Genomic DNA, 16,505 nt, shown 5'->3' on the forward strand with positions numbered 1-16,505 from the left:
TCAATTGTTTGAATGTACAGATTCCTGCAGCTTTCCGTCCAGTTCGCTGTATAGCGTCGAGACAAGCCCGCGGCTGTAGCCAAAATCGGTCGGCAAAAACGTTTCAGTTGACACATTAAAGTCCACCGCTGTATCAAAAGGCCGAATCGAAACGACTGTCGCCACCACAAAAGCTTTTCTCGTTTTTTTAATTTCGGCGCTGATTTCTCCTCTTTCCTCCGACACCGATGTCACCTTGCAGCCGTCAAGGCCTTCCATCACTTCCTTTACAGCATTGAGCGCTTCTTTTGACGCCGCTTTATAATAGCGGCTCTTCAGCTCTTCCGAAGGATGGCGGTCAGACGTTTCGGCGTGTGTAGAAAAAAACCGTTGAATGTTTTGAAAAAGACTCATATCCCCTGTCCCCTTTGTCTTTCTTCTCTATATTTTATTAAAAAAATGGTTGATTTCCAAGGGAAAACAAAACAGCAAGAGAATGCCGGGGAATATGGTTTGGGGATTTTCGGGAGAGGAAAGAAAAAGGAGCGGATTTTAAAAGCGGTGTCCGCTTTTTCATCCAGCTCCTCTATCGGCATTAAAGTGCCTGTGCTTTGGCTTTGGCCTGTTTCACCTGAACAGGTCCCATGCCTCTCGGTATTTCAATGTTCTCTCTTGTTTCCGCTCTTAACTCTTCTGCGATATAATCGGCAGCTACGTTCGGATCTAAATCTCCGCAAGTATAAACATCAATGCTGGCATATCCGTGTTCAGGAAAACTGTGAATGGTCAAGTGAGATTCTGAAATAATCACGACTCCGCTTACACCTTGAGGCGCAAACTTATGAAAGGCTACCTCACGTACCTCAGCACCTGACTTCAGTGCCGCATTTACAAACGTTTTTTCAATAAAATCCATGTCATTCAGCTTATCAAAATCGCATCCCCACAGTTCGGAGATAACGTGACGCCCCATTGTTTCCATAGCATGGACCCCCCTTAACAAGAATTAAAAAAGTGAATTTCCAAGCAACTGAACCGGTCAATTACCACGGGGGAAAGTTAGTCCGGAGAGGTCCTAACCCTTTAAGTAATGCCGAAGCGCTCACGAACTAGAAGTTCACGAAAAATAGTATACTTTGTTTGAATATTTTTTGCAAGGCGGTTTTATCATTTGATGGTTAAGGGGTATTTATTTTTTTATCCGTCCATGCTCTTATTTTATACAGCTGAGGGGTGTTTCATTCTTGAAGCCGCGTATCTGATCAAATCGACAACCCTGCACGAATATCCCCATTCATTGTCATACCATGCGAGCACTTTCACCTTTCTGTTTTCAAGCACCATTGTCGAAAGACTGTCGATCACCGCCGAGTATGGATTCGTATTAAAATCGGATGAAACGAGCGGTTCATCGCATACATCGATGATCCCGGACATGGAGCCTGCCGCCGCCATGCGGAACGCCTCATTAATATCCTCCGACGTCACATCGCTTTTCAAATCAGCCACAAGGTCAACGAGCGACACATTTGAGACGGGAACGCGCAGGGCCAGGCCGTGCATTCTACCCTTTAAATGGGGCATGACAAGTGACAGCGCTTTCGCGGCGCCTGTCGTTGTCGGAATGATCGAAGATCCGCAGGCGCGCGCCCTCCTCAAGTCTTTGTGCGGATTATCAATATTTTTTTGATCATTTGTAAAAGCGTGTACGGTTGTCACCAGGCCGTTTTCAATGCCGAATGCATCATCAAGCACTTTTGCGACTGGAGCGAGACAATTCGTCGTACAGGAAGCGTTTGAAATAATCGTATGACGCTCCGCATCAAAATCGCGTTCGTTGACACCCATTACAATTGTGATGTCTTCATTTTTGCCCGGCGCCGTCAAAATAACTTTTTTCGCGCCGGCTTCAATATGTGCTTCCGCTTTTTCCTTTGAGTTGAATTTCCCCGTCGCTTCCACGACGATGTCGATCCCGTATTGTCCCCATGGAAGAAGCTTAGGGTCCCTCTGATTGGTCAGCATGACCTTTTTACCGTTAACGAACAGGCAGTCGTCTCCAGCCTTTACATCAAGTTCATAACGGCCGTGATTTGTGTCATACTTTATTAAATGAGCGAGCGTTTCCGGAGGATAGCTCGCATTGATCACCGCAATGTCAATCTGTTCATCAAGCATCGCTTTTCTAAACACCATTCTGCCGATTCGGCCGAATCCGTTTATCGCAACTTTCACTTTCATCAAATATGCACCCCTTATTTTATGTCATTCCACATCATGATTTATTCAAAATAAGTATAACACATTATTTTTAATTAGCCATACCATTTGTTGCTTTCACAGCAAATTTACGCACTTTTGTGAAATCGTGAACAAAAGACTAAAAAAAATCGGCCCTAAAGCATATATTTCAAATACACCTTTGGTGCTACAATTTGCAACAGCGCTAAATTTTCACCGACAGAAGGCAGTGTCTTCAAGGAAGGACAACCATGAAACTGATCAAAAACGCATCTTTTATCATTTCTTTTTTGGCTGCGGCCGGCATTTATTTTTTATTAGGTACAGTCGCTGCTTCTGCGGCAAACGAAGATTATCCGGAACAGATGATCAGGCTGGAAAGCTCATCAGGCTTAAATATTACGCCCGCCGGGAATCAAGACAACGCACCGCTAACAGCAAAACAGACGAGCGGAGAAAAAGAAGAAAGATGGAGGCTTGATACGTCTGACGGCAAACAATTCAAAATCAGAAATATGGATAGCGGCAAAATTATCATCCCTGCCCATTACGCACTGTCAGACAATAATCCGGCTGTGGTCTACTATGACAATTCACGGAAGGAAGAGTTGTGGAATATCATCGGGGCCGACAAAGACGGAAACGGAGATTTTATCACGTATAAAATCGTCAGTGCACAAAACAGCAGCCTTGCACTGACACTGGACGGCAGCGGAGTGAAGCTTGCCAAATATACGGGCAGCTCCGTCCAAAAGTGGAAGCTTCCAAGCGACGGGCTCGAAGGTTTCGCAGGCTATGCAAGGGAAACGAACGGCAAGCAGAAAACAGGCACAACCGGCGGCCTGCTTGGAAAAGTCGTCTATGTCAATAATCTGGACGAACTGAAGGCCAATATTGAAGATTCAACGCCGCGCACGATTGTCGTCTCCAGCAATATCGGCGCTTCAGCCAAAACGGTATTAACGGTGGGCGCCAATAAAACAATCATCGGCTCGTATGAAAAACATAAGCTGAATAACATTTACTTTAAAACAAAAGCGGACTCTGGCAACGTTATTTTCAAAAATCTGGTCATTGCACATGATGCATCCATAAATGAAAACAATGACATCCCTGTTTACATTACCGATTCGAGAAACTACTGGATTGACCACGTCACATTCCAAGGCCACAGCTATACGGCAAACGGCCACGATCTCGACAAGCTCTTATACGTCGGCGCTAAAGCCGATTACGTCACACTGTCGCACAGCACATTCACAGACCACAGGTACGGCCTGATTCTCGGCTGGCCTCAAGATGACAAGCAATACCACAGTATATATAATGGCTATCCGCGGATGACAATCAGCCACAATCGCTTTGAGAATCTCTATGTCAGGGCGCCCGGGTTGATGCGTTACGGCTATTATCACGTGAAAAACAATTATATCAACAATTACCACCTTGGCTTCACGATTACGACATTGGCGAAAATATATTCTGAAGCCAATTACTTCGGCACGGGCAATGAGAAAGGCATACTGGATGATTACGGAGACGGCGCGTTTAAAGATGTCGGGTCATATCCGGCGATAAAGGGGCAGAAATCGCCTGAGACAAGCTGGACACCTTCATCCAACTACAGCTATCGGACGATGAAGGCCGGCAATGCCAAAGCTTTTGCCAAACGGTACGCAGGTGCGCAGCGCACCGCTCTGTACTATGCGAATTACAGCCAGTTTAAAAAAGACTAATCAAAAAAGTGAGCGCGACATTGCGCTCACTTTTCAATATTTGACCATGTATCAAGCAGCTGATGAAGCTGCGCTTCTGTATCTTTCAGACTGCCGCTGTTATCGATCACCGCGTCTGCCCTTTTCTTTTTTTCGTCAAGAGATTGCTGGGCGTGAATTCTGTTCAGCGCCTCGTCTTTATTAAGCCGGTTTCTTTTCATCAGCCGCTCAAGCTGAAGCTCCATCGGAACCCAGACAACGATCACTTTATCTGTCAAATGTTCGAGCCCGCTTTCATATAAAAGCGGAATATCGAGAACAACAAACCGTTCACCGGCCCGGATGGCTTCGTCGCGCTGCTTGATCATCATTTTTCTCACTTCGGGATGGACGATTGCATTTAACTGCAGCCTTTTTTCTTCATTAGCAAAAACAATTTCTCCAAGTTTTCTCCGGTCGATATCGCCTGTTTCAAGCAGCACGCCTTCACCAAATGTCTCAGCGATTTTCTGATAAGCGGGCATCCCCTGTTCAACGGCCTCTTTCGCGATCACGTCCGCATCGACGACCGTGATGCCGCACTGCTGGAACATTTGCGCGACAGTGCTTTTGCCGCTGGCAATCCCCCCGGTTAATCCGATGACCAATGTCAAAGGCCTGCACCTCCTTCTTACAGTTTCCAGATGCCGATCATAATCAGCAATATACCGGGAAGAAAGGTCAGTTTATCCATCCAGTTCCATTTCGATAAAAATCGGCCTGCCTGTATTCCGCAAAATACGAACAATGAGCTCATGATGCCTACCGTAATGCTCATCGGTACAGGGGAAAAGCCCAGCGCGGCCGCGCCGATCCCTGCGCCGAACGCGTCAATAGAGAGGGCGAAACCGAGAAGGAAAGCTTCTATACCGGTAATGATTCCTGATTTATCAATGTCGGCGCTTGTCGGTTTTCTTAAAATGTGTATCACGATTCCGAGCGATTTCAATTCAAGGTTAATAAGCGTTTTTTCAGAGAAGACGAGATCCTGTTCTTTCTCCGGCCGGAAAAACTGATACAGCACCCATGCGCCGATTCCCATTAAGATGACGGCTCCGAGCCTTTCTGTTACGACAACGGGCAGGAATTTCGCCAAAAGGGTTCCGATCATCATGGCAATATACATCACGGCACCAGAGCAAAAAGCAATAATCAAAATCGCTTTAAATGGGATTTTCATCTTTCGCAATCCGTAAGTAAATCCGACTGAAAAACTGTCCAAGCTGACGGCAAATGCCAGCAGCAAGAAAGATGCAAACATCATATCAGGCTCTTCCTTTCTGTTGATGCGAGCAGTGTAAGTCATGCAGCCTAAAGGCAGCTTTCTAGGCTTCTTATATATATGAAAGAAGAAAACCATCCGTGTGTTGTTCACCCGAAAAAGAAACATCACACTTTAAAGCTTGCTTTTAACAGCTATATGGAGCGTATGCACCGACAGCTTGAACCATGATACGGCTTGCTTTTGTCCTTCTATGCGATTGTCATTTTTTCTGGCACTTTATGCAAAAATGCGTGCCCCTTCCGCCAACGACTGTTTTTTCAATTGGAGATCCGCATTTTTTACAAGGTTCGTCTTTCCTGCCGTAAACGAAAAGTTTGAGCTGGAACATGCCGATCTCACCTTGTGAATTGATGTAAGATCTGACTGTGCTTCCCCCTGCTTCAACAGCTTCCTTTAACGTTTGAATGATCTCTTTATGGAGAAGAACCGTCTGTTTTTTTGTGAGCTTGTTCGCTGTTGCCTCGGGATGGATACCGGCTCTGAACAAAGCCTCGTCGACATAAATATTGCCCAGTCCGACGACTGTCCGCTGATCGAGCAGCGCGGTTTTCACCGAGCGGTTTGTTTTCTTCAGGCGCTCTCTTAAGTAATCGGCTGTAAATTCGCTGCTGAAGGGCTCGGGGCCGAGCTGCCTGAGAGGCAGCTCTGTCAGTTCCTCTCCCGGCTTAAACAAATGCATGGTGCCGAACTTTCTGACATCCCGGTAGCGCAGCTCGCTTCCGTCCGTGAACCTGAAAATGACGTGCACATGTTTATCAAGGGGTTCATCGTTTTGATGAAGCCCGTACTTTCCTTCCATTCTCAAATGGGAAACCATGACACAGTCATCAAGATGAAACAACAGGAATTTTCCCCTTCTTCCGATCGACTGAATCGTCTGGCCGGCCAGGAGTCTTGCGAATTCCTCAGGCTCCTCCGGACGTTTTATGATTTTTGTCCATCTGACATCAACCGCATCGATCGTTTTCCCTCTTACAAGCCCGGCAAGAGTGCGCCGGACCGTTTCGACTTCTGGTAATTCCGGCACATCATCACTTCCTTTTCTCTATTTTGCATCGTACCATGAAGGCCCTGAAGCGCAGTCCACTTTCAGTGGAACATCGAGCTCCAATGCATGTTCCATGACTTCCGGAACCAGTTTTTCAAGCACTTTGATTTCATCTTCAGGCGCTTCAAAAATCAATTCGTCATGAACCTGCAGCAGCAGTTTGGCCTGGAGATTTTTTTCTTTCAGCTTGTCCGCCATGTCGATCATCGCTTTTTTAATAATATCTGCGGCGCTTCCCTGGATCGGTGTGTTCATCGCCGTCCGTTCGGCAAAGCTGCGCAGATTGAAATTCCGGCTCGTCAATTCCGGTATATACCGCCTCCGGCTTAAAAGAGTCGTTACATAGCCTCGCTGCTTCGCTTCCTGAACGGTCTCTTCCATGTATTCTTTGACTCCCTGGAAGCTGTGGAAATAGCGTTCAATAAACGCTGCCGCTTCCTTTCTTGTAATTCCCAGGTTTTGCGACAAGCCGTAGTCGCTGATTCCGTAGACGATTCCGAAATTGACTGCTTTCGCCTGCCTTCTCATCGCAGGGGTGACTTCTTCTTCTGATACATGAAAAACGTCCATCGCCGTTTTTGTGTGAACGTCCATATCGTTCGTGAACGCTTCAATCAAATTTTTATCCTTTGAAATGTGGGCGAGAACCCTCAGCTCGATCTGTGAGTAATCCGCCGCAAATATGAGCCAGCCTTTTTGCGAAGGGACAAACGCCTGCCGGATTTTGCGGCCCTCCTCAAGGCGGATCGGTATATTTTGCAGATTCGGATCGGTTGAGCTGAGCCTTCCCGTCTGTGTTAAAGCTTGATTAAAGCGGGTATGCACTTTATGGCTGTCTTTTTTGATCACTTTCAAAAGCCCTTCTACGTATGTGGACTGGAGCTTGCCAATCTGCCTGTAGTGCAGGATATCTTCGATAATGACATGTTTATCGCGCAGCTTTTCAAGCACATCGGCTGAAGTTGAATAGCCCGTTTTTGTTTTTTTGACGACAGGCAGCCCGAGTTTTTCAAACAAAATCACACCGAGCTGCTTTGGTGAATTAATGTTGAAGGTTTCACCTGCTGACTCGTGGATTTTTTTCTCGTATTCCGCTAATTTAGCGGACAGTTCTTCACCCATTTTTTTCAGTCTGTCGACATCGACTTGGACACCGATCGATTCCATCTCACCGAGAATGTGGGCGAGGGGCATTTCGAGCGCTTCAAACAGTTCGAGCTGCTCGTTTTCTTCCAGTTCATCAAGGAGCTTTTCGCGCAGCAGCGATATCGCCTTCGCCTTTCTGGCTAAATGGTCGGCAAGCTCCTTCTCATCCGGAACCGCCTGTTTCGCTCCTTTTCCGTAGACCGCTTCATCTGCTGAAACGATGTGTAATTGATGTTCTTTCGCAACGCTTGCCACATCATCGTAGGAGTGCCCCGGGTTGATGATATAGGCCGCAAGAAGAACGTCAAACTCAGCGCCTTTCAGTTCAATGCCCCGCCAGCGCAAAGCGACCGCCGCACGTTTTGCATCAAACACCCATTTCTTTTTCGACTCATCTTCGGCCCATTCTTTAAAACGGTCCGACTGAACGGCCGTCTCTTCCGGAATGAAGAAAGCGCCGTGTTCGTTGACGATCGAAAAACCGAGGATCGGCGCCTCGTGATAATTGTCGCCGAGCTGTTCGACTACGAGTGAAGCCGGTGACGCAAACAAGTCATCCGTGATGTCTGTTTTGATCATGACATCGATCTCTTCCAACTGTTCTTCTTCTTTCTCTCCCGCCTCTTCGCCAATCCTTTCGAGCAAAGAATGAAAGCCGAGATCTTTAAAAATCTTGACGACCGCTTCCCTGTCAAAACCTTCATATCCGAGGGAATCGAGGCTGACTTCAAGCGGCGCTTCTGTCGTAATCGTCGCAAGCTCTTTGCTCATCAAAGCCTGTTCTTTAAATTCTTCAAGCTTTTCTTTCAGTTTTTTTCCGCTGACTTCGTCTATTGACGACAGCAGCTCCTCTACTGTATGGAACTGTTTCAAAAGCTTGATCGCCGTCTTTTCGCCGACTCCCGGCACGCCTGGAATATTGTCTGACGAGTCTCCCATCAGCCCTTTCATATCAATGATCTGTTCAGGGGTAAGTCCGTACTTTTCCCGGACATGTTCAGGCGTATAGTATTCGACATCTGTAATGCCTTTTTTTGTGATGGCGACCGTCGTTCCTTCTGTAGCCAGCTGTGTCAGGTCCTTGTCGCCGGAAAAAATCTTCACTTCAAATCCGTCTTTTTCCGCTGATTTGGCAAGGGTACCGATAATATCATCGGCCTCGTAGTTTTCAAGCTCATACCTTGAGATTCTATATGCGTCGAGCAGCTCGCGGATAAACGGCAATTGCTCTGACAGCTCCGGCGGCGTTTTTTGTCTGCCGCCTTTATATTCTTTAAACGTTTTATGTCTGAATGTCGTTTTCCCCGCATCAAAAGCGACGAGCATGTGGGTCGGTTTTTCCTCTTCAAGCATCTTCATTAAGATCGTGGTAAAACCGTACACCGCGTTTGTATGTATCCCTTTTTCATTGCTGAGAAGAGGCAGGGCGAAAAACGCACGGTAAGCCAGGCTGTTTCCGTCAACCAATACTAATTTTTTTCTTTCAGTCATCTTTATCCTCCTAAGGAGCCGATTCGTCAGCTTCCATTCAACTTCGTGATCATATTTGCTTATTTTATTTTAGCAAAGTTCATTTTGAAAGGAAAATGAGAGTGATTTCGCAGAAAAATAAAAAAAGGGACGCGCTGTTGATCGCGTCCGTCCATATGGCTCCTTGGATGAAGGGGTTCACTAATGATCCTATCAGCCAAGTTTTAACCATATATCTAAAAGTTGTTAAGCCTTTGTAAAGTTTGCTAAATGAAGCTACTCGGATGCGCGTTTTAAGCGGACCGTGAATTCGGTGCCTTTTCCCCGCTCGCTTTCGACGTCGATTTCGCCTTGGTGGGCTTCGACTAAATGCTTGACGATCGCAAGACCGAGACCGGTTCCTCCTGAATTTCTGCTCCTGTCTTTATCGATCCTGTAGAACCGTTCAAATATCCTCGGGATTTCGGACTGCTTGATCCCGATGCCCGTATCCCTCACTTTGACTTGCACTGCATCTTCCAGAACATCAGCCGAAATCGTCACGCTTCCATCTTCAGGCGTATATGTGAGCGCATTGTTCACCAAATTCAAAAAGATCTGCTTTAGTCTGTGCGGGTCTCCGGAAGCAACGGCCGGCTTATCCGGCTTTTCCAGTGTCAAGGTGATTCCTTTTTCCTCCGCTTTATTCTTCAAAAGCATCTCAATTTCGGCGAGGATTTCACCGATATTGCAATTTTGAATATTCAGGGTGAAGTTTTGCTGTTCGATTTTCGACAGATCCAACAGGTCCTGGATCAAGGTTTGCAGACGGCTGCTCTCTTTTAAGATGATCGATAGAAACTGCAACAGCGTCTCCCGTTCGTTCATCGCTCCGTCCAGAAGCGTTTCGGTGAACCCTTTGATTGATGTAATCGGCGTTTTCAGCTCATGGGAGACATTGGCGACAAAGTCCTTCCTCATTTCTTCAAGCTGCTTTCTTTCCGTCATGTCATGGAAAACGAGAACGATGCCTTTCCACTCATCATTGATGCCGATAATCGGAACCCCGTCGACTTCAAAATACCTTCTTTCAATTTTGATCGGCAGTTTAAACATTTTGCGGACCTTTGTTTCCGTCATAAAAATTTCTTCAATGAGATTAATGATCTCTTCGTGTTCGAGCACTTCGTGATAGAAATGGTAAAGAAGCTGATCGGCTTCTACGTGAAATTGCTTTTGATAAGCGCGGTTCACAAGGTGAATATAACCCTTTCCGTCGATTAAGATCAGACCGGAATCGATATTTTCGATGACGGTTTGCAGACGGTCGCGCTGCATTTCCTGGGCTCTTGTCATGTCCTGCAGGTTCTGCGCCAGCATATTGATGGACTGGCTCAGCATCGTTTCATCTTCGTTGAATGTTCTTGCTTTATAGTTTCCTTTGGCAAGCTCAATCGCCACTTGTGTCGCAGACTCAATCGGATTCGTATATTGAGAGGTTATTCTCGCCCCAAGCCCGGCGATGATTAAAAAGGCCGTTCCAAGGCTCACGCCGAGGAGAATCCAGATCTTTTGATTGATGTCTTGCAATGAATCGACAGGAGTGCTGATCAGAATATATCCATTCACATTCCCGTCATCTTTGAGCGGCTGCACGTAACGGTAAACGGACTCGTCATCAGGGTTGATCCTGAAGCCTCCTCCTTCACCGTTTAAATCCGACTCAAGCGCTTCCTTGATAACGGATTGCTCTTCGGCGCGGCCCCCAAAATGAAAAAGAACCTGACCTTTTGTATCAATAAGCGATACACGACTGTCCAGTTCACGGCTTGCCTTCTCTAAAATAGCTCCTTGCTCCGAAGACTTCATGTTTTCACCATTTGCCAATGAAGCGACCAAAGCGGCCTCTTTTTCAATATGGCTGCTCAGTTTGGCATCGTAAGAGGAGTGAAACAAGTGAACGAGCAGAAAACCGAGTGAAGCAAATACGAGAATCAAAAGCGTCAGCAGGGCAGCTAAAAGCCGGGTCCGGAATTTAATCATTCAGTTTCGGCTCCTCCATTTTGTAGCCAAGACCTCTGATTGTTTTAATGTATTCCGGTTTTTTTGTATTTTTTTCGATCTTATCGCGAAGGTGGCTGATGTGGACATCGACGATGCGCGTATCGCCCGCGAAGTCGTAGTTCCAGACAGCGTTGAGGAGAAGGTCTCTCGTCAGCACCCTCCCTTTATGCCTTCCCAAATATAAGAGAAGTTCGAATTCCTTCGGCGTCAGCTCGAGGCGTTCGTTTTGAAAATAAACCTCATAATGTTCAGGCAGTATTTTCAGTTCGCCTATGATCAGCTCGCCTGCATCCGGTTCTTCCGTCTCCTCCGGCTGAACGGACAGCGTCTGTGTTCTTCTTAAAATCGCTTTGACCCTTGCCGTCACCTCTCTCGGGCTGAACGGCTTTGTCATATAGTCATCGGCACCCAGCTCGAGACCGAGCACTTTATCAAATTCATCATCCTTTGCGGTCAGCATCAAAATCGGATACATCAGCTTCTTCTGTCTGAGTTCCTTGCATACTTCAATGCCGTCCATTTTAGGAAGCATCAGATCGAGCACGATCAGATCCGGCTTCTCTTCAATCGCCTTTAATAAGCCGGCCTCTCCGTCCATGGCGGTCACCACATGATAGCCCGACCGTTCAAGGTTATATTTTAGAAGGGTAACAATCGATTCCTCATCATCTACAACTAATATCTTTTTGCTCATGACATGCCTCCAGGCTTCAGATTTCCCCGACATCTCTTTCTCTATCTTTTGTTAAATAAACGTTTTCACTCCTATTTTAACGAAAGCCTATCCGTTCGACAATTTGATTTTTCAGTGTTTTGCTTAAAATCTCTCTTTTTCGGCCATAATCCGCTGTTTTAAGTGATGGAATCCCCATGCAGCCAGCGGCCTCCATCAAAAAGAATGAAAATGTCCGGGCAGATGATTATGATTAGGTATATGCTGACAGCCCGTGTTTATGTCTTGATTTTCATACCGTCTTATGTAAAAGGTTCGCATTCAAAAACAGGAAGGCTTGTATAAAGCCTTCCTGCCGTGTTTATTATGATAATACTTTCATGACGTTTTTGACTGATTCAACGGATTTATCGAGCTGACTTTTTTCGGTTTCAGTCAGTTCAAGTTCAATGATCTGTTCAAGACCGTTTCCGCCGATAATCGTCGGAACGCCGAGATAAATGCCTTCATAGCCGTATTCGCCTTCAAGGTAGGCAATGGTCGGCAGCACGCGGCGCTGGTCTTTTAAGATTGCTTCAACCATTTCTGTCAGGGAAGCGGCCGGCGCATAGTACGCGCTTCCGTTTCCTAACAGGTTGACAATTTCTCCCCCGCCTTTTCTCGTTCTTTCAACAATCGCATCGATCCGGTCTTTCGGAAGAAGCGTTTCAAGCGGAATGCCGCCTGCATAAGAGTAGCGAACGAGCGGAACCATATCGTCCCCGTGTCCGCCCAGTACAAAACCTGTAATGTCTTTGACGGAAAGGTTGAGCTCCTGAGCGACAAACGTTCTGAATCTTGCCGTATCCAAAATTCCCGACTGGCCGATGACCCGCTCTTTCGGGAAGCCCGATTCTTTATAGACGGCGTATGTCATCGCATCTACAGGGTTTGTCAGAACGATGATGATACAATCAGGTGAGTATTTAACAACTTCCTTCGTTACGCTCCTCATGATCTTTTCATTTGTAGCCACGAGGTCGTCCCGGCTCATTCCCGGCTTTCTTGCGATCCCCGCCGTGATGACGACGATATCTGAACCAGCCGTATCTTCATAGTTTGCCGTTCCTGTAATATTCGCGTCAAATCCTTGGACAGGGCTCGCTTCCAGCATATCGAGCGCTTTCCCTTTTGTAGGGTTTTCGAGCTGCGGAATGTCGACTAATACGACGTCGGCCAATTCTTTTTGAGCCGTTAAAAACGCAGTTGTTGCACCTGTAAAACCCGCTCCGATGACAGATACTTTATTTCGCTTCTTTCCCATTTTTTCTACCCCTTTTAATTGTTGTTTGTTTTACCCCAAAACAGCCGTTTAAGACATGTTTTTGATAAGCTCATCACCGAATTCAGAGCATTTGACTTCAGTCGCGCCGTCCATCAAACGAGCGAAATCGTATGTGACGACTTTGGATGCGATTGTTTTCTCCATTGATTTAATGACAAGGTCGGCCGCCTCATTCCAGCCCAAATGCTCAAGAAGCAGCACGCCGGATAGGATGACTGAAGACGGGTTTACTTTGTCGAGGCCGGCGTATTTAGGCGCTGTGCCATGTGTCGCCTCAAAGATGGCATGTCCTGTCTCATAGTTGATGTTTGCTCCAGGTGCGATGCCGATTCCGCCGACTTGGGCAGCCAGCGCATCTGAAATGTAGTCCCCGTTCAGGTTCATTGTCGCCACAACGTCAAACTCGGCAGGACGTGTCAGAATCTGCTGCAGGAAGATGTCGGCGATGCTGTCTTTGATGATGATTTTGCCGGCAGCTTCTGCTTCGCTTTGCGCTTTGTTTGCAGCGTCTTTGCCGTCTTTTTCAGCGATGCGGTCGTATTCGGCCCAGGTGAATACTTTATCGCCGAATTCTTTTTCAGCCACTTCATAGCCCCAGTTTTTAAAGGCGCCTTCCGTGAATTTCATGATGTTTCCTTTATGGACGAGCGTCACAGATTTGCGGCCGTGCTCGATCGCATACTCGATCGCAGCTCTGACAAGCCTTGATGTTCCTTCTTCAGAAACCGGCTTGATGCCGATGCCCGATGTTTCAGGGAAGCGGATTTTGTTGACGCCAAGCTCGTTTTTCAGGAATGAAATCAGCTTTTGCACTTCTTCAGAGCCTTTCGCATACTCGATGCCGGCGTAGATATCTTCAGTATTCTCACGGAAGATGACCATGTCCGTATCTTCAGGGCGCTTAACCGGTGAAGGAACGCCTGTGAAATAGCGGACAGGACGCAGGCATGTAAACAAGTCAAGCTCTTGTCTGAGCGCTACGTTTAATGAGCGGATTCCCCCGCCTACAGGAGTTGTTAAAGGACCTTTAATCGCGATCAGGTATTCGCGGATCGTATCAAGCGTTTCTTCCGGAAGCCATTCGCCGGTTTTGTTGTACGCTTTTTCCCCGGCGTAGACTTCTTTCCAAGTGATTTTCTTTTCGCCGTTATACGCTTTCTCCACAGCCGCTTCAAGAACCCTGGAAGCCGCTCTCCAAATATCAGGACCTGTTCCGTCCCCTTCAATAAACGGGATGACCGGGTTGTTTGGAACGTTTAATACTCCGCCGGAGACTGTAATTTTTTCGCCTTGTGCCACAATAAAACCTCCCATAATATGTAATTCTTCAATATAGAAAAACATTTGTTTCCCCCGTTTGGCGGGGGACAAACATGTTTTTTCATAGATTCATTAATTCATTGCTTCCATAGAAAAGCCGTTGAGAGGCCGGCCGAACGAAGCTCGAGCAGCCTCTTTTCAAACGGTCAGCTTCTTTCTTCAATCGGAATGAACGTCTGCATGTCAGGGCCGGTGTAGTCAGCCCGCGGACGAATCAGGCGGTTATTTTCATACTGTTCAAGAATGTGAGCGAGCCAGCCTGATACCCTGCTGATCGCAAAAATCGGCGTAAACAGATCATGGTCGATTCCTAAGCTATGATAAACCGACGCAGAATAAAAGTCTACGTTTGGCGGCAGCTTTTTCTGAGACGTGACGATTTCCTCAGTCCGCTCTGAAATCTCATACCATTTGCTTTCACCCGTTAAATTCGTCAAACGCCTGCTCATTTCCTTCAAATGTTTTGCGCGGGGATCGCCCTGGCGGTATACGCGGTGGCCGAACCCCATGATCTTTTCTTTCTTTTCAAGCTTGGCGTGGATATATGAATCTACGTTTTCAACCTCGCCAATCTCTGAAAGCATTTTCATAACTGCTTCGTTTGCTCCGCCGTGAAGCGGACCTTTCAAGGCTCCGATTGCGGCCGTTATCCCTGAGTAAACGTCTGAAAGCGTCGCGACGCATACTCTGGCTGTGAACGTAGATGCGTTCAGCTCATGATCCGCATGAAGGATCAATGCTTTGTCAAACGCTTCCACTTCGACAGGTGAAGGTTCTTTTCCATTCAGCATGTAGAGAAAGTTGGCTGCAAAGCCGAGTTCCGGATTCGGCTCGATCGGCTCAAGCCCTTTGCGGATTCTTGAAAAAGCAGCGACAAGCGCAGGCATCTTCGCTTGGAGACGCACCGCTTTTCTGTAGTTTGCTTCCGCATCCATTTGATCTGCTTCTTCGTCAAACAGCCCGAGTAAAGAAACGGCTGTCCGAAGAGCTGCCATCGGGTGGACTTTTCCATTCGGGTAGGATTTGAAATGGTCAATGACTTCTTTGGGGATGCCGGCATTTTCAGAAAGCTGTTTTTTAAGCTCGGCAAGCTCCTCTTTGTTCGGCAGCTTTAAATGCCAAAGCAGATAAACAACTTCTTCAAAGCTAGCTTTTTCTGTCAAATCATCGATGTTATACCCTACATATGTAAGAGTATCATCAATAATTGAACTTACTGATGATGTAGTGGCGACTACCCCTTCAAGGCCGCGTGTTGCTGTCATACTCATCTCTCCCTTTTTTTAAAAATTTCCCCTTTTAAAATTAAACCAAAACCCAGGAGCAAAAACAACGCATGACGTATACATCTTCTTTAATCCAAAAAGAAAATGCTTACATTAAATCGTTTTTCAAATAAAACAATCGTGCGTTTCTATATACCGTTCGATACTCCGATATGCTTAATAAAGATTAAGCATATTTATATTATAAACAATTATCAGACATTTGTTAAATGTTTAACTATAGTTTTTTTTTCTTATTTTTTGGCCCAGCTGACTTCTATTTACAGATTCTTAGTAGTTTTAACTGTATTATTTACATTTAATTATGTTTTTTTAAAAAAATACGGGGCTGAAATTTTTTTAGTAGCGAAAGTTTTTTTCAAACTAAAAAACCCCCTGAAACAGGGGGAGCGCGCACATTTCTAAGATGTGAAATGCTGGACGGCCTGCATGACAAGATAGGCAATCCCGGCACCGATCAGCGGGCCGACGGCAACGCCTTTGAATAAAGCGACCGCTAAAATCGTTCCAAATACAAGAGCGGTCGTGATATGCGGGTCTTCTGCAAGCAATGTGATCCCGTTTTTGGCGATCAATGCTACGAGAATGCCCGCTCCGAGTGCGATCCATGCGTAATATGACTTCATCGCTTCGCCAAGCTGTTTAAAGCCGATCTCTCCTGTTGCGATCGGCACAAGAACCGCAATTGTAATAACGGTAACGCCCCAGTTGATCCCTTTGGATTGGATGGCTGGAAACAGCTTTTGATCGAGGCCGATCAGCTTGATCAAAAGCAGGACGGATACAGCGATGATCAACGACTGATTTTTCGCGATTAAAGCGATGGCCAAAAGCAGGATCAAAAATAAATTAGCTTGAGTAAACATGCTGTATTCAACTCCATTTTTTTATGACCTTTCTCATAATAACAGGACTCAAGAATAAAATGAAATAAGG

Annotated in this window: 14 protein-coding genes; 1 reads left to right on the forward strand and 13 read right to left on the reverse strand. The window is 46.3% G+C overall.

Translation table 11 applies throughout. From position 1 onward, the window contains the following. The 3 genes from MKY62_RS15215 to MKY62_RS15225 all read right to left on the reverse strand — a co-directional run bounded on the left by MKY62_RS15215 (window position 1) and on the right by MKY62_RS15225 (window position 2,220). Entirely contained in the window at window positions 1-393 is a 393-nt protein-coding gene (locus MKY62_RS15215) for a hypothetical protein (protein WP_016885585.1), read from the reverse strand. A 181-nt stretch (window positions 394-574) separates the two neighbouring features. Further along, the gene (speD, locus tag MKY62_RS15220) at window positions 575-961 is read right to left on the reverse strand and encodes an adenosylmethionine decarboxylase (RefSeq protein ID WP_003184296.1); all 387 of its coding nucleotides are present in this window, start codon (window positions 959-961) and stop codon (window positions 575-577) included. 236 nt (window positions 962-1,197) lie between these two features. Continuing rightward, complete coding sequence (locus MKY62_RS15225) at window positions 1,198-2,220, reverse strand: glyceraldehyde-3-phosphate dehydrogenase (protein WP_003184298.1); 1,023 nt, start codon at window positions 2,218-2,220, stop codon at window positions 1,198-1,200. 515 nt (window positions 2,221-2,735) lie between these two features. Between MKY62_RS15225 and MKY62_RS15230 the strand changes: the two genes are divergently transcribed. After that, window positions 2,736-3,956 (forward strand): pectate lyase, encoded by a 1,221-nt coding sequence (locus tag MKY62_RS15230; RefSeq protein WP_238588258.1) that lies wholly within the window; start codon window positions 2,736-2,738, stop codon window positions 3,954-3,956. 26 nt (window positions 3,957-3,982) lie between these two features. Here the strand turns inward: MKY62_RS15230 and coaE are convergent, their stop codons facing one another. The 10 genes from coaE to MKY62_RS15280 form a co-directional block, all read right to left on the reverse strand. After that, the gene (gene coaE / locus MKY62_RS15235) at window positions 3,983-4,588 is read right to left on the reverse strand and encodes a dephospho-CoA kinase (RefSeq protein WP_003184302.1); all 606 of its coding nucleotides are present in this window, start codon (window positions 4,586-4,588) and stop codon (window positions 3,983-3,985) included. A gap of 17 nt (window positions 4,589-4,605) precedes the next feature. Beyond that, window positions 4,606-5,280 (reverse strand): sporulation membrane protein YtaF, encoded by a 675-nt coding sequence (gene ytaF / locus MKY62_RS15240; RefSeq protein ID WP_255220632.1) that lies wholly within the window; start codon window positions 5,278-5,280, stop codon window positions 4,606-4,608. Between the two features lie 178 nt (window positions 5,281-5,458). Further along, entirely contained in the window at window positions 5,459-6,286 is an 828-nt protein-coding gene (gene mutM, locus MKY62_RS15245) for a DNA-formamidopyrimidine glycosylase (RefSeq protein WP_009329360.1), read from the reverse strand. 18 nt (window positions 6,287-6,304) lie between these two features. Next, the gene (gene polA / locus MKY62_RS15250) at window positions 6,305-8,944 is read right to left on the reverse strand and encodes a DNA polymerase I (protein WP_003184310.1); all 2,640 of its coding nucleotides are present in this window, start codon (window positions 8,942-8,944) and stop codon (window positions 6,305-6,307) included. A gap of 255 nt (window positions 8,945-9,199) precedes the next feature. Beyond that, a complete protein-coding gene (locus tag MKY62_RS15255) occupies window positions 9,200-10,945 on the reverse strand; it encodes an ATP-binding protein (RefSeq protein WP_003184312.1) in 1,746 nt (581 codons plus the stop codon). Further along, window positions 10,938-11,660, reverse strand: a complete 723-nt coding sequence (locus MKY62_RS15260) for a response regulator transcription factor (RefSeq protein ID WP_009329363.1) — start codon at window positions 11,658-11,660, stop codon at window positions 10,938-10,940. Before MKY62_RS15260 ends, MKY62_RS15255 begins: the two co-directional genes overlap by 8 nt. Before the next feature lie 343 nt (window positions 11,661-12,003). Then, window positions 12,004-12,942, reverse strand: coding sequence for a malate dehydrogenase (gene mdh / locus MKY62_RS15265; RefSeq protein ID WP_003184317.1), 939 nt, complete (start codon window positions 12,940-12,942; stop codon window positions 12,004-12,006). A gap of 48 nt (window positions 12,943-12,990) precedes the next feature. Then, the gene (gene icd, locus MKY62_RS15270; protein WP_011198189.1) at window positions 12,991-14,262 is read right to left on the reverse strand and encodes an NADP-dependent isocitrate dehydrogenase; all 1,272 of its coding nucleotides are present in this window, start codon (window positions 14,260-14,262) and stop codon (window positions 12,991-12,993) included. Window positions 14,263-14,429: 167 nt separating this feature from the next. After that, window positions 14,430-15,548, reverse strand: coding sequence for a citrate synthase (gene citZ / locus MKY62_RS15275; RefSeq protein WP_003184320.1), 1,119 nt, complete (start codon window positions 15,546-15,548; stop codon window positions 14,430-14,432). A 422-nt stretch (window positions 15,549-15,970) separates the two neighbouring features. Further along, window positions 15,971-16,435, reverse strand: a complete 465-nt coding sequence (locus MKY62_RS15280; RefSeq protein ID WP_003184322.1) for a DUF441 domain-containing protein — start codon at window positions 16,433-16,435, stop codon at window positions 15,971-15,973. Window positions 16,436-16,505 lie beyond the last annotated feature (70 nt).

The organism is Bacillus sp. FSL R7-0646 (assembly GCF_037969865.1).
Taxonomy (GTDB): domain Bacteria; phylum Bacillota; class Bacilli; order Bacillales; family Bacillaceae; genus Bacillus; species Bacillus licheniformis.